The 13,166-nt window shown below is 71.5% G+C and carries 10 protein-coding genes; 9 read left to right on the forward strand and 1 reads right to left on the reverse strand.

Going from position 1 to position 13,166, the window contains the following annotated elements:
* Positions 1–55: 55 nt before the first annotated feature.
* A complete protein-coding gene (locus FRAEUI1C_RS10350) occupies positions 56–1,990 on the forward strand; it encodes a fumarate reductase/succinate dehydrogenase flavoprotein subunit (RefSeq protein WP_041260568.1) in 1,935 nt (644 codons plus the stop codon).
* Complete coding sequence (locus tag FRAEUI1C_RS10355; protein ID WP_013423247.1) at positions 1,987–2,736, forward strand: succinate dehydrogenase/fumarate reductase iron-sulfur subunit; 750 nt, start codon at positions 1,987–1,989, stop codon at positions 2,734–2,736. Before FRAEUI1C_RS10350 ends, FRAEUI1C_RS10355 begins: the two co-directional genes overlap by 4 nt.
* A 141-nt stretch (positions 2,737–2,877) precedes the next feature.
* Here the strand turns inward: FRAEUI1C_RS10355 and FRAEUI1C_RS10360 are convergent, their stop codons facing one another.
* Positions 2,878–3,387 (reverse strand): GNAT family N-acetyltransferase, encoded by a 510-nt coding sequence (locus tag FRAEUI1C_RS10360; protein ID WP_013423248.1) that lies wholly within the window; start codon positions 3,385–3,387, stop codon positions 2,878–2,880.
* 631 nt (positions 3,388–4,018) lie between these two features.
* Here FRAEUI1C_RS10360 and FRAEUI1C_RS10365 point away from each other — a divergent pair.
* The 7 genes from FRAEUI1C_RS10365 to FRAEUI1C_RS36090 all read left to right on the forward strand — a co-directional run bounded on the left by FRAEUI1C_RS10365 (position 4,019) and on the right by FRAEUI1C_RS36090 (position 13,097).
* Positions 4,019–4,876 carry an SCO2525 family SAM-dependent methyltransferase gene (locus FRAEUI1C_RS10365; protein ID WP_013423249.1) on the forward strand — a complete coding sequence of 286 codons (858 nt, stop codon included), beginning with the start codon at positions 4,019–4,021 and terminating at the stop codon, positions 4,874–4,876.
* Positions 4,877–4,895: 19 nt separating this feature from the next.
* Positions 4,896–6,740 carry an SCO2524 family protein gene (locus FRAEUI1C_RS10370; RefSeq protein WP_013423250.1) on the forward strand — a complete coding sequence of 615 codons (1,845 nt, stop codon included), beginning with the start codon at positions 4,896–4,898 and terminating at the stop codon, positions 6,738–6,740.
* Positions 6,741–6,743: 3 nt separating this feature from the next.
* Positions 6,744–7,664, forward strand: coding sequence for an SCO2523 family variant P-loop protein (locus FRAEUI1C_RS10375; RefSeq protein ID WP_013423251.1), 921 nt, complete (start codon positions 6,744–6,746; stop codon positions 7,662–7,664).
* Positions 7,665–7,699: 35 nt separating this feature from the next.
* Complete coding sequence (locus tag FRAEUI1C_RS10380) at positions 7,700–8,740, forward strand: SCO2522 family protein (RefSeq protein ID WP_232425370.1); 1,041 nt, start codon at positions 7,700–7,702, stop codon at positions 8,738–8,740.
* A complete protein-coding gene (locus FRAEUI1C_RS10385; protein ID WP_013423253.1) occupies positions 8,740–9,804 on the forward strand; it encodes an SCO2521 family protein in 1,065 nt (354 codons plus the stop codon). Before FRAEUI1C_RS10380 ends, FRAEUI1C_RS10385 begins: the two co-directional genes overlap by 1 nt.
* A 32-nt stretch (positions 9,805–9,836) precedes the next feature.
* On the forward strand, positions 9,837–10,784 hold the full coding sequence (locus FRAEUI1C_RS10390; RefSeq protein WP_157734886.1) for a DUF6879 family protein: 948 nt from the start codon (positions 9,837–9,839) through the stop codon (positions 10,782–10,784).
* A 216-nt stretch (positions 10,785–11,000) separates the two neighbouring features.
* Complete coding sequence (locus FRAEUI1C_RS36090) at positions 11,001–13,097, forward strand: LCP family protein (RefSeq protein WP_013423255.1); 2,097 nt, start codon at positions 11,001–11,003, stop codon at positions 13,095–13,097.
* The last annotated feature ends 69 nt before the right edge of the window (positions 13,098–13,166 follow it).

Raw genomic sequence — 13,166 nt, forward strand, 5'->3', positions numbered from 1 at the left:
AGAGAACGACTCGGCGGAAGCGGCTCCGGTGAGCATCACCGGTGCCGAGGCGGCGATGCCCTTCACGCTCGGCGAGGACCTGGTCGACAAGGCCGCTCCGGACGGCCCGATCGAGACGCGCTGGAGCCGGCGCAAGTTCGAGGCGAAGCTGGTCAACCCGGCCAACCGCCGCAAGCACAAGGTGATCGTCGTCGGCACCGGCCTGGCCGGCGGCTCGGCCGGCGCGACGCTGGCCGAGCAGGGCTACCACGTCATCCAGTTCTGCTTCCAGGACTCGCCGCGCCGGGCGCACTCGATCGCCGCGCAGGGCGGCATCAACGCGGCCAAGAACTACCGCAACGACGGCGACTCGGTCCGCCGGCTGTTCTACGACACCATCAAGGGCGGTGACTTCCGCGCCCGCGAGTCGAACGTCCACCGGCTCGCCGAGGTCTCGGTCCAGATCATCGACCAGTGCGTCGCCCAGGGCGTCCCGTTCGCCCGCGAGTACTCGGGCCTGCTCGACACCCGGTCGTTCGGCGGCGTGCAGGTGCAGCGCACCTTCTACGCCCGCGGCCAGACGGGCCAGCAGCTGCTGCTCGGCGCCTACCAGGCGCTGTCGCGCCAGATCGACGCCGGCAACGTCGAGATGCACGCCCGCCACGAGATGCTCGACCTGGTCGTCATCGACGGCCGGGCCCGCGGCATCATCGCCCGTGACCTGGTCACCGGCGAGGTCTCGACCTACATGGCCGACGCCGTGGTGCTCGCCTCCGGCGGCTACGGCAACGTGTTCTACCTGTCGACGAACGCCAAGAACTCCAACGCGAGCGCGATCTGGCGGGCGCACAAGCGGGGCGCGTACCTGGCGAACCCCTGCTACACGCAGATCCACCCGACCTGCATCCCGCGCTCCGGCGACTACCAGTCGAAGCTCACCCTGATGTCCGAGTCGCTGCGTAACGACGGCCGGATCTGGGTGCCGAAGGAGACCGGCGACACCCGCAGCCCGGACCTGATCCCCGAGGAGGACCGCGACTACTACCTGGAGCGGATCTACCCGGCGTTCGGCAACCTGGTCCCGCGTGACATCGCCTCGCGTGCCGCCAAGAACGTCTGCGACGAGGGCCGCGGCGTCGGCCCCGGCGGGCTCGGCGTCTACCTGGACTTCGCCGACGCGATCAAGCGGCTCGGCGAGGACAAGGTCCGCGAGAAGTACGGCAACCTGTTCGACATGTACCAGCGGATCACCGGCGAGAACCCGTACAGGGTTCCGATGCGGATCTACCCGGCGATCCACTACACGATGGGCGGGCTCTGGGTCGACTACGACCTGCAGTCCACCATCCCGGGCCTCTTCGTGATCGGCGAGGCGAACTTCTCCGACCACGGCGCGAACCGGCTCGGCGCCTCGGCGCTCATGCAGGGCCTCGCGGACGGCTACTTCGTCCTGCCGCCCATGCTGGGCAACTACCTGGCCTCGACCAAGCTCGCCCCGGTCGACGCGGCGGCCCCCGAGGCCGTCGCGGCGCACACCGAGAGCAGCGAGCGGCTGACGAAGCTGCTCGCGGTGAACGGCGACCGGACGCCCGACTCCTTCCACAAGGAGCTCGGCGACCTGATCTGGGACAACTGCGGCATGGCCCGCAACGACACGGGCCTGCGCAAGGCGCTGGCCCGGATCGCCGAGCTGCGCGAGGAGTTCTGGACCCGGGTCAAGGTTCCCGGCACCGGCGCCGAGCTCAACCAGTCGCTGGAGAAGGCGAACCGCATCGCGGACTTCATCGAGTTCGGCGAGCTGCTGGTCCTCGACGCCCTGCACCGCGCCGAGTCGTGCGGCGGCCACTTCCGCGAGGAGAGCCAGACCCCCGACGGCGAGGCGCTGCGCGACGACGAGAACTTCGCCTACGCGGCCGCCTGGGAGTTCACCGGCGTCGGCAGCCAGCCGGTGCTGCACCGGGAAATCCTCCAGTTCGACGAAGTGCACCTGGCCCAGCGGAGCTACGCATGAAACTCACCCTGCGCATCTGGCGGCAGACCGGCCCGGAGGCCCCGGGCGAGCTCGTCGACTACCAGCTGGACGACGTCAGCCCTGACATGTCGTTCCTGGAGATGCTCGACGTCCTCAACGAGAAGCTCATCCTCGACGGGGCGATCCCGGTCACCTTCGACCACGACTGTCGCGAGGGCATCTGCGGCTCCTGCGGCATGGTGGTCAACGGTGCCCCGCACGGCCCGCAGACCCTGACCACGACCTGTCAGCTGCACATGCGCTCGTTCTCCGACGGCGACACGATCGTGGTCGAGCCGTGGCGGTCGGCGGCGTTCCCCGTGGTCAAGGACCTGATGGTCGACCGGTCGGCGTTCGACCGGATCATCCAGTCCGGCGGCTACGTCAGCGTCTCCACCGGCGCTGCCCCGGAGGCGCACTCCCAGCTGGTGCCGAAGCCGGACGCGGACCTCGCGTTCGAGAACGCGGAGTGCATCGGCTGCGGCGCCTGCGTCGCCGCCTGCCCGAACGGGTCGTCGATGCTGTTCGTCTCGGCGAAGATCTCGCACCTCAACGTGCTGCCCCAGGGCCAGCCGGAGCGGGCGAGCCGGGTGCTGAACATGGTCGAGCAGATGGACGCCGAGGGCTTCGGCGGCTGCACGAACACCGGCGAGTGCACGAACGCGTGCCCCAAGGGCATCCCGCAGTCGAGCATCGCCCGGCTGAACAAGGAGTTCCTGCGCGCCTCCCTCACGGGCAAGCGCTAGTCCCGCACCGCGCCGGGACCGCACAGGTCCTGGCGCCCGCGCGACACACCGGCTGGGCCGGGTCCTCGGACCTGGCCCAGCCGGTCTGCGTTGGAGGCTCCGCCGTAGCCCGATGTGCTGGTCCCGGTGGGCTCGGGCGGGTCAGGCCTCGACGTGGTCGGTGGCGCCCGGCGTCGGCCGTCCGGTCAGTGCCGGGACGGACGCCTCCAGCAGCAGGCGGGACTCGCCCGGGCCCAGGTAGTTCTCCACCTCGCGCAGCAGGGTGAAACCCAGCTTGCGGTAGAGGCCGACGGCCGCCTCGTTCTCGCCGTCGACGGTCAGCCGGACCCGGTCCACCCGGTGGGTGGCCAGCCGCTCGAACGAGGCCCGCATCAGGCGCTCGCCGTAGCCGCGGCCACGCGCCGCCGGCTCCACGCCGAGCCCGAGAATCCAGCCGAGCCCGGCGACCGACCCGGTGACCCCGAACGAGTAGCCGCGCAACACCCCGTGCTCCTCCAGCACCAGCAGGTCGTCCTGGTGCACGTCGGACAGCTGGCGCAGCACGAAGAACGGGTAGGCGAGGCTCCCGAAGATCTTCTGGTCCAGCTCGGCGACCACGGTGATCTCGCTCGGCCGCAGCGCCCGGATCTGGGATGGCGGCGCCCAGGCCACCCGCCCACCCGTGGGAGGGGGCGCCTTCCTATGGTCCGGCTGTGGCCCGTCCGGCCCACCACGGGCGCGTGCCGGGCCGCGGCCGGCTCCGTCCTGAGGCTGCCCCGTCCAACTACTCAGTCTGTCCATTGCGCGGTGTCCCGTTCCCTGCCGACGGCCGAGCTGCCCAGCCGATCACGGTGATCGGCGTGTTACGTACCGTTCCCGGTGCTGGGGTCATCATGAGGCAGATGTCGATTGTGTTTCGGCGATCCGCAAAATTCGCTAACCGAGCTGACGGCGGCCGGCGGTGTCAAAACGTGCCTGACCTGCTGCCGGGGGTCGATCCGGGCTATGCAAGAATGACCCAATCCGGTCGCCCAGAGCGGTGGTCGGCGTGGTCGGTGGCGTTGGGGCATGGGGGGATGTCATCCTGACACCATCAGGATCCAAAATCGTGACCGTCCGTGCACAACACGCGTAGCCTGTTGACGTAGCCTGGGTTGTACGGCCACCGCCGGAAGCCGGGGTGTCGCCCGGAGTCTGCTCCAACTCCGCCGTGGTCCGTGGCGCACTCCCCGCCGGCGGACCTGTTCGTGAAGCGGCGCATGTCAGCTGATCCCTGTCCCCGCAAAACGAGAAGGCAGTTCCCATGTCCACAACGGCGCGAAGCTCGTCCAACGGTCCCGCACGGCCCGCGGAGCGGACAAGCGGCGCCCTGCCGGAGCAGGAGCGGCGCCACTCCGAGCGAGCGGGCGACCTCCTCGGTAATGCCGACTTTCAGTGGGACCGGTTCGACCCGACCGCCTATGTCGACCACAACTACAAGACGTTGCGCGCCGACGACCAGCAGATTCTCGAACGGGTGCGGGACCATTTCGCCACCCACTTCGCGGCGCGCGGTGAGGACCCGCGGGATTCCGGTCTCGTCGGCGCCGATCTCGGCGCTGGGCCGAACCTCTACCCCGCTCTCGCCATGCTGCCCTGGGTCGACCATCTGGAACTCGTCGAGTACTCACCCAGCAACTGCGAATGGCTGCGCGGAGAGGTCAAGGAGTTCGGCCGGAGCTGGGATCCCTTCTGGGAGCTGCTGACCCGGCGGCCCGCGTACGCCGCGGTGGCCGACCCGAGGGCGGAGCTGGCCCGGGTGACCTCGGTGGTGCAGGGCAGCCTGTTCGACCGCCGTCACGAGCGCTGGGACCTGGCGACGATGTTCTTCGTCGCCGAGTCGATCTCGTCTCGCCGGCAGGAGTTCGCGGCCGCCGTCGACGGGTTCGTCGACGCGCTGCGCCCCGGCGCGCCATTCGCCGCGGCCTTCATGGAGAGGTCGACGGGCTACGAGGTCGGCACCGAGCACTTCCCCGCGGTGCCGGTGAGCCTGGAGGACGTCAGGACCCGGCTCTCGGCCCGGACCGAGGTGGTTGTGGAAAGAATCGCGCTGGCGGACAATCCGCTTCGCGAGGGCTACACCGGAATGATCGTCGCGCTCGGCACAAAGACCGCTCGGTAGCAGGGGAAAGGCCAGGACAGTGCGGGTAGAACCGCGGCAGCGCCTGCTGGAGCTGTGGAAAGCGGCTGCCGAGTACTCCTATGAGGCACCCAAGTGGCAATGGGGCGGCCGAGACGCGGAGAACTCCATCAGCGACGCGGAGCAGCTGCTCTGCCTGATGTATCCGGCGTCCATCGTCGACGGTTTCCGGCTTGACCAGCCGGACCACACCGCGTCGGACGTGCTGGAGGCGTTAACCACGCTCGGCGACTCGGTCGAGATCCCGAAGATGCTGGTCCGCCGGCTGGGCGAGTACCTGGAGCGGTACACCAATGCGGACGGGACCCCGACCTTCGCGGGAGGCAGCTACTTCCGGTCCCGCAACTCCAGCGAAGCACTGACCGCGCATCAGCGCTCGCTGGACGTGGTCGACTCGTTCTCCATGTCGATCACCCTGATGCTCGCGGCGATCGGTTTCGTCCGCGGCTTCCGCGCCACCGTCCGGCGCGGCCGGCTGCTCGACGAACTGCGGGCCGTGGAGGAGGCGGCGAGCCTGCGGCTGACCGCCGCGATGGTCGGCCTGATGCGCAGCTTCTCCATCCAGGCCTTCCCGGCCGGCTCGGAACAGGGCGAGGCGCTCGTCCGAACCGCGAACCAGGCCGGAGTGCCGCAGTCCGAGCTGGAGCGGGACCTGCGCAACGCGCTTCGGCAGGTACGAGCCGGCCTGCGCGACCTGAACGTCGGCTCGGGCCGTGGCGAGGTGCTCGACAACGACAACCTGCTGTTCGAGTGCGGCTGGTCCTGGGGTGTGATCGCAGGCTCGCCGGCCGTCGACGTCCTGGAGACACTGCGCCCCTCGATCGCGCAGCCGGAGGGCGTCGCCGAGGACCGTCCGTTCCTGTACTTCACGGTGACCGCTCTCGACGGCCTTGAGGACCTCTTCTCGGCGCGCACCCAGATTCTCAACCTGCTCAACGACGAGCAGCAACGCATCGCGCGGCTGCTGCAGCTGAGGTGGGAGCTGACCCAGCGCTACTGGGGAACGGTCGCCATGTTCGGCGCCGGCCGCTGGCCGCTGGAGGACATCCCGTGGCGGACCACCGACGGCCGCGAGTCCGACTACTACTCGGTCCTGGTGTCCTCCGTCGTCTCCTCTGAGCTGATCCGCCGCCGGGCAGTCGACTCCGAGCTCGGCCGTGTCGGTGAGATCCTGCGCGAGCTCGCCGGCCGTGGCCGCGTCACCCGGCGCGCGGTCACCGACGACCCCGCCATCGACCTGCACGTCTCCGGCGTCGAGCTCAACCTCTACGGCGCGGAGGAGTTCGGCCCGCAGGTCGTCTGGCCGGTGACGGACTTCTCGACCGCCCTGCTCAAGCGCTCCACCAGGCTGGCCACCGTCGCCCGCGGCACCGACCTGCGCAACCGGCTGCTCGACCTGTCCGACGACGTGTGGGACCACCTGGCGGTCCGGCGCATCGCCGGTGGTCCCGGCTCCGGGCTGTGGGACGACCCGGCTCAGGCGTTCTCGGGGGTGGAGAGCCATCACGAGCTGCCGTCCTGGTACCTGACCGAGCGAGTCGCCGAGTGCCTGTGTGTCTCCGCCGGCGCGGTCGAGGCGGAGCCGCTGCGCGGGCCGGGCCTGGTCGCCGACTGTCAGGACCTGCTCAACGAGGCCGACCACCTCTACAACCAGGAACTGCTCTTCGGCTCGATGACGGCCGGGCAGGCGATGCTCAACGAGCTGGAGCTGATCGGTGACCAGCTCGACCGGGCCAAGGAGCTGAGCACGAACCGGCCGGGTACCGCCATCGCGATCCTGAACCAGGTTCTCCTGGAGATCGACCGCCTGGTCGTCGCCCGGCGCCGGGTCACCAGGAGCGGCTGACGCGTGCTGGTGTTCGCGGTCTCGGACAAGGGCGGCACCGGCCGGTCGGTCACCGGCTGTAACGTCGCCTACCGCCTCGCGCTGCGTGGCCATGACGTCTGCTACCTCGACTTCGACTTCGGCTCGCCGACGTCGGGCGCGATCTTCGGTATCGAGATGGCCAGCCATGGCACGGCGTCCGGCGCCGGCCTGCACTCCTACTTCGCCGGGCAGGCCAGCGAGCCCGAGCAGATCGACATCTGGTCCCGGTCGGACCGTCGTGAGCTGCGCCGCCACCCGCTCTCGTCCGGCCGGCTCGTGCTCGTGCCGGGAGACAAGGGTGGCGGGGAGTTCCCGGCGAGCAACGGCCTGGCCGACCAGTGCCGGCGGCTGTTCCTGCGGCTCGACGACGAGTTCGACGTCATCTTCGTCGACCTGAGCGCCGGGCGGTCCTACGCGGCCGAGATGTCGCTGGCGGCCACCGCCAGTGACGCGCTCGCCGCCGTCCGGGCCCGCTGGCTGCTGTTCCACCGCTGGACCCGCCAGCACATCATCGCCGCCGCGGGGCTCGCCTTCGAGGAGAACGGGCTGCTCGACGTCGGCAAGCGCTGCGGCCACGACCGGGTCGAGCTGGAGGACGCGATGCGGTTCGTGCGCACGGCGGTGCTCGACCCCGGCTCGGCCCAGCTGGCCGGCCTGCGCCCCACCCAGGCCGCCTGGCTGCAGGACTGCAACCGTGACCTGCAGGAGCTCGCGGCGAAGCTGGGCGTCGGGCGCACCGCGCTGCTCGCCGAGGTGCCGCTCGACCCGCTGCTGCAGTGGCGCGAACAGCTGATCACCGACAACGACGTGCACCTCGCCGGTGTCGCCAACACCGAGACCACCCAGGCGTTCGACCAGGTCGCCCGCCGCCTGGTCGACGACGTGTTCTGGAGCGGGCTCTGAGCGAGCACGCGCCGGACGGTCTGGTGGCGGGCGGCGTGGACACCGTGTTCCGCGAGACGAGCGCCGAGCCGCGGGTCGAGGCCGTGCCGCTCGCGCACCTGTCGGTCGAGCTCGGCCACCTCTACATGGAGGACCTGACCGCGCCGGACGCCGATCTCGGGGCGCATTTCGCGCGGATCGCGCCCTGGGTCGACCCGCCACGGCTGGCCGCGGTGGCCCGGGTACCGCAGGCCCGGCTGCGGGTGAGCACCTGCCTGCTCATCGACGACTACTTCAGCGCGCCGGGCTCCCCGGCCGACGTGATCGGCCAGCTGGTCACCGCCGCGGCCGGCGCCGGGCTGCGGGTCGACTACGTCGCCCGCGAGTCGGCGTGCGCCACCGCGCCGCGCCCGTCCCGACCGGGCCCGGCGTCGCGGCCGGCCGCCGGCGGCGCGGGTTCGTACCCGGCGGACGACGACGGTGAGGTCTCGCTTGCCGCGCTGGTCGAGGCGGCCCTGGTGGCCGATCCGCCGTTCGGCGCGACCGGCGTGCGTCCCACGCCCGCGCAGATCGGCTGGCTGTCCAACGGCGAGCGGACACCCGGCGCGGACGGCGCCCGCCCGGCCGCCGCGATGGCCGGCGAGACGCCGTGGGCCCCGCCGCGGGAGAACGCGGCGCGCCGGCACTCGGTGTTCGTCGACGTCGAGCTGTGGGACGTGCCGCGCGACGCGCGGGTGTGGTCGTGCCCGATGCTGGCCGGGGTCTGGCAACTGCTGCGGCTCGGGCTGCTGCGGGTCGAGGGGCGCGGCGCCGTGAACCCGGTCCGGATGGATGTCGAGGCGCTGCCGAACCGCTGGGCCGAGCTGCCACCGGTGATCCAGCTGGCCGACCGGGTCGCGCCGTTCTGCGCGTACCGGGCGATGTCCGTGCTGGACTCCCGGTTCTTCCCGGTCGAGCACGCGGTGCGCACGATCCTCGCCCAGGTCGCCACCGACCCCGTGGTCGCCGAGCAGGCGCTGACGCGCGCCGGCCAGGAGGGGACGCCGTTGCCGCGGGCCGTTCCCGACAGGCTTTCGTACGTCTTCCTGGGCTCCTGATGCCGCGGGCCGGCCAGTCGCCCACTCAGGGCGCCGTTCCGGTCGCCCGGGGCGCCGCGCCGGCGCCGGGGCGGCTCGCGGCGCCGGAGCCCGGCCGGCCCTGGCTGCTGCTCGGTGAGGTCCGCACCACGGTGTTGCGCAACTCGGTGCCGATCACCGGGGCGACGGCGCAGGAGGTACTGCGGCTGAAGCCGGCGGGCCGGGTCCGGCTCGCCACCCGGCCGATCGCGTACGCCCGGTCGCCCGAGCTGGTCACCGGGGTGCACTGCCTGCTGGCCTCCGGTCAGCGCCGCCGGGTCGAGACCGTCGGCACGGTGCTGGCCGGCGCGGCCGTCCTCGGGGGGCGGGTGCTCCAGGCCAGCGCCTGGACCGCGGTCGCCACCCGGGACTGGGACTTCCGGCCGCCCTGGTCGGACTTTCTGGCCACTCCCGGTGTCGTGTACGCGTCAGCCAAGGCCGCCCCGGACGACCTCGCCGCCGGCTTCCTGCGGCCCGAAGCGGCGCCCGGCGGCCCGGAGCTCGACCTCGGCGGCGCGGCGGCGGCGGTCCTTGACCAGGTCCAGGGCCATCCGGCGCTCGACCGGGGTCTCGGACTGCGCGCGCAGCGTACCCGGCTGCGCTTCGCGATCCGCGTCGATGACCAGGATGGCCCTATTCGGGCGGATTCCGCGATATTCGCGATTCACGATGATGCGTTGCGTACTATTTCGCTCACCGTGTCGGGTCGTGACCCGGCGCCAGCGGTCCGGCTGTGTGAGGACGTGGCGCTGCACGACTGGCTGCTCACCACCGTCGGCCGCGTCGTCGACGGTGCGCGGGCGGGCGGAACGTCGGGGGAGGAGCTGATACGCCGGTCGCGCCCGGTGGTGACGCATCTGCTGCCGCTGTGGATGCCCGGGGCCCATGTGGCCGAGGAGCTGGCGCCGGTCTGGGCCGGCCTCGACCGCCGTCCCGGATTCAGCCGGCAGTGGACGAGCCTGGTCGACCAGATCAGGGACCAGCTGGCGCTCTCGATGATCGGTCTGCTCAGCCGTGGATGGGAAGGACAGACAGATAGGTTATGAGTTCCGAGGGGTCGCCACCGCGGTTTACGGCAGTGCAGAGCGTGGTCCGACGGGTGATCGTGGCCGCGGCCACCGGGTTTGTCGCTTTTCTCATCACCAACCTCACCGACCAGCCGCTGATCTGGCAGCTCACTCTCTCCGCGTTTCTCGGCGGCGTGGCGCTCGTCGTCCAGTTCCTCATCGATTTCGAGCAGCGGATCGAAGGGGTGGAACGGGGGCTGCGCGAGCACGGCGACCGGATGACGGCGCTGATCGAGCGGCGCATGACCGGGGTCAGCCAGGTGGTCGACCTGTTCGAGCGGACCTCGAACCGCGAGGAGCTGATCGAGTTCTTCCGCAACGCCGTCCAGATCGGCCCCGAGGCGCGGCTGCGCTACGACTTCGCGCACGGCGAGATCCGGCGGATGTCCCGGCTGCTCAAGGAGCTCGGCAACGGGCACGTCTCGTATCCGGCCGAGGAGAACGAGTGGCTGCTCAGCCTGACCAGGGCCGCGCGCGACACCATCGACGCGACCAGCCTCCCGAGCGTCGACGCCGGGACGCAGGGTTATGAGGACGGCTTCTGGGAGAGCGAGCCGGGCCTTCGGTACCTGGAGTCGCAGCAGGACGCGGTCGGCCGGGGGGTGCGGATCCGGCGGATCTTCGTGCTCAACCGCGCGATCACGTCGGATGACCCGTCGTTGCGGGCCGTGTGCCGGCAGCACACGGCGGTCGGCGTCGAGGTCCGCATCCTGCCGTCGGACCTGCTGCCGTCGGTGCCGCCCAGCACGGTGACGGACTTCATCCTGTTCGACAACGAGGTCTGCTACCAGGTGGCCACCATCTCGCGGATGGACCCACGCGGCGACGGCCGGCCGACGATCGTCGGCACCCAGCTGGTCCTTCGCGACGACATGGTCGCGGAGCACCGCCACCACTTCGAGCAGTTCTGGGACGCCGCCCAGACCGTGCCGGACCCGGACGCCCAGCCGACCGCCTGACCGGCCGCCGCCAGGGCCACACCGCGCACGGAGGCGGGCCGCTGACGTGCGGATTGAGACGGCCGTCACCATGTCGCGGCGACCGGCGGTGAGCCGGCCGTAAAAGGCGGTGGGTAGGGTCGAAGTTCTTAACAATTGTCGGGTAGAGATCCCGGGTAGCCGGGCCGCGCGCCTGGTCCCGCCCGGTACCCGTCAGTCGGTCGAGAGGTCGTCCGTGTGAGCGGTCCAGAGGTGCTCTCCGGCGATCAGCCGACGGAGCCGGCGGACGCGCCGCGGACCGCTGAGGCCGCCCAGAAGCCCGCAGCCGCGCAGGAGCTCGTGGCGGTCCAGAAGCCGGTGGCCGCCCAGAAGCCGGTGGTCGCGCCGGAGCGGGAGCCGGCGGGCGACCGCGTCCCGAGCAGGGCCGGCGACCGCGGGCCGGGTGACCCGGGGACCGCCAGGCGCCGGGCCGCGCCGCTCGGCGCCGCCCATCGTGGTGACCCGGCGGGGATCGGCCGGATGTCGCCGCGCGCTCGCCTCGCGCAGCTGGCTGGCGAGCCCGAGCCCGCGCAGGCCGTCCCCGCGCCGCCGCCCACCGGGGCGGACCAGCCGGTGGACGCGCCCGCCACCACGGCACTCCCCAGACCGCGTGACGGCGGACGACCCACGACGGTCGCGGTGGCCGAGAGCGGTGGCGCCGCGGAACCGGCGGCCGTCGCGGCCAGCGAGGCGCCGACGGCGGTGATCGAGCTCGACGGCGGCGGGGAGCTGCCCCCGGAACTGAGCCCACGGCCCGAGGCGGACGGCGGCTCGCCTCGTCGACCGCGAGGCCTCGTCAGGGCGCTGATTGTCGGGCTCGCCGGGATCGTGTCGTGCGCGTTGTTCCTCGTCATCGGGCTCGGCTACGGCGCCACGAAGTACTACGAGACGCAGCTGAGCCGCACCGACCTGAGCGCCGGGCGGGTCGAGGGGACCCGCCCGCCGGCGATCCCGCACGGGCGGGAGACCTGGCTGCTGGTCGGCTCGGACGTGCGCACCGGCGCGGACTCGGCCGAGGTCGGCGGCGCCCGCTCGGACACGATGATGATCGGTTATCTGGGGTCCAACGGCTCGACGACCCTGGTCTCGGTCCCGCGCGACCTCAAGGTGACCATCCCGGCGTTCACCGACTCGAAGGGAAAGCACCACTCGGCGCACACCGACAAGATCAACTCGGCGTTCAACCTCGGCGGCCCGGCGCTGTTGCTGCGGACCCTGGAGAACGTCACCAACGTGCGCATCGACCATTTCGCCGAGATCGACTTCAGCGGCTTCAAGCAGATGAGCGACGTGCTCGGCGGGGTCGAGGTCTGCATGGTCAAGGACCCGTTCAAGGAATACGTCGCCGAGGACGGGAAGACGTCGACCAACCTCAACGACCCGATGTCCGGGTTCCGCGGGCAGGTGGGCGCCAACCTGCTGGAGGGCGACAACGCGTTGGCGTTCGTGCGGCAGCGGCACGGCTTCGCCAACGGCGACTACTCCCGGATCCAGCGTCAGCAGGCGTTTCTCGCGGCGGTCTTCCGGAAGGTCAACAGCGGGAACCTGCTCACCGACCCGGCGAAGCTCGCCGGGTTCCTGAACGCCGTCACCGGCGCGATCACGGTCGACTCCGGCACGAGCCTGACCGATCTGCGGACCCTCGCCGAGCGGCTGCACGCGATGAACGCCGGGCAGGTGCACTTCACCACGATCCCGCTGTCCGGTGCCCAGTCCGCCCCGGTCTACTACGCCCTCTACGACCCGGGCATGGTCCGCGCGTTCATCCAGCAGATCATCGCCGGCGACGACACCGCGCCCGCCGCGGGATCGCCCACGCCGTCGGTGGCGCCGAGCCCGACCGTCGCGCCGAGCCAGATCCGGGTGACCGTGCTCAACGGCAGCCCGACCGGCGGCACCGCCAACAAGGTGGCGACCAAGCTGCGCGCCGCCGGCTACCAGGTGGTCCGCGTCGGCACCAACTCCTCGCGCGCGGTCGCCAGCACCGAGGTGCTCTACCCGCGCAGCCAGGCCGCCGCGGCCAGCCGGCTGCTCGCCGACATCCCCGGGGCCCGCCTGGTCCCGAACACCGAGGACGCCGGCGCTTCCGGCGGAGTCCCGACGACGTCGCCGGCCAGTTCCTCGGCCACCGCCTCGGCCACCAGCGGGATGCTCACCCTGGTCGTCGGCGAGGACCTGGTCACCGGTGACACCTCGGTCATCGCCACGCCGACCGCCGCGGCCCGGACACCGGGCGCCACGGTGCCGTACTACACCCAGGCGCCCGTGTCGGCCGCCGCCGGCTGCGTGAAGTAGCCGCGGGCTGTATCGGCTAGTGGGCGGCGCCGCCGCCGGCCAGTGGTCCCGCGGGCGGGTGGATCCTGG

It is taken from the genome of Pseudofrankia inefficax, assembly GCF_000166135.1.
GTDB lineage: Bacteria > Actinomycetota > Actinomycetes > Frankiales > Frankiaceae > Pseudofrankia > Pseudofrankia inefficax.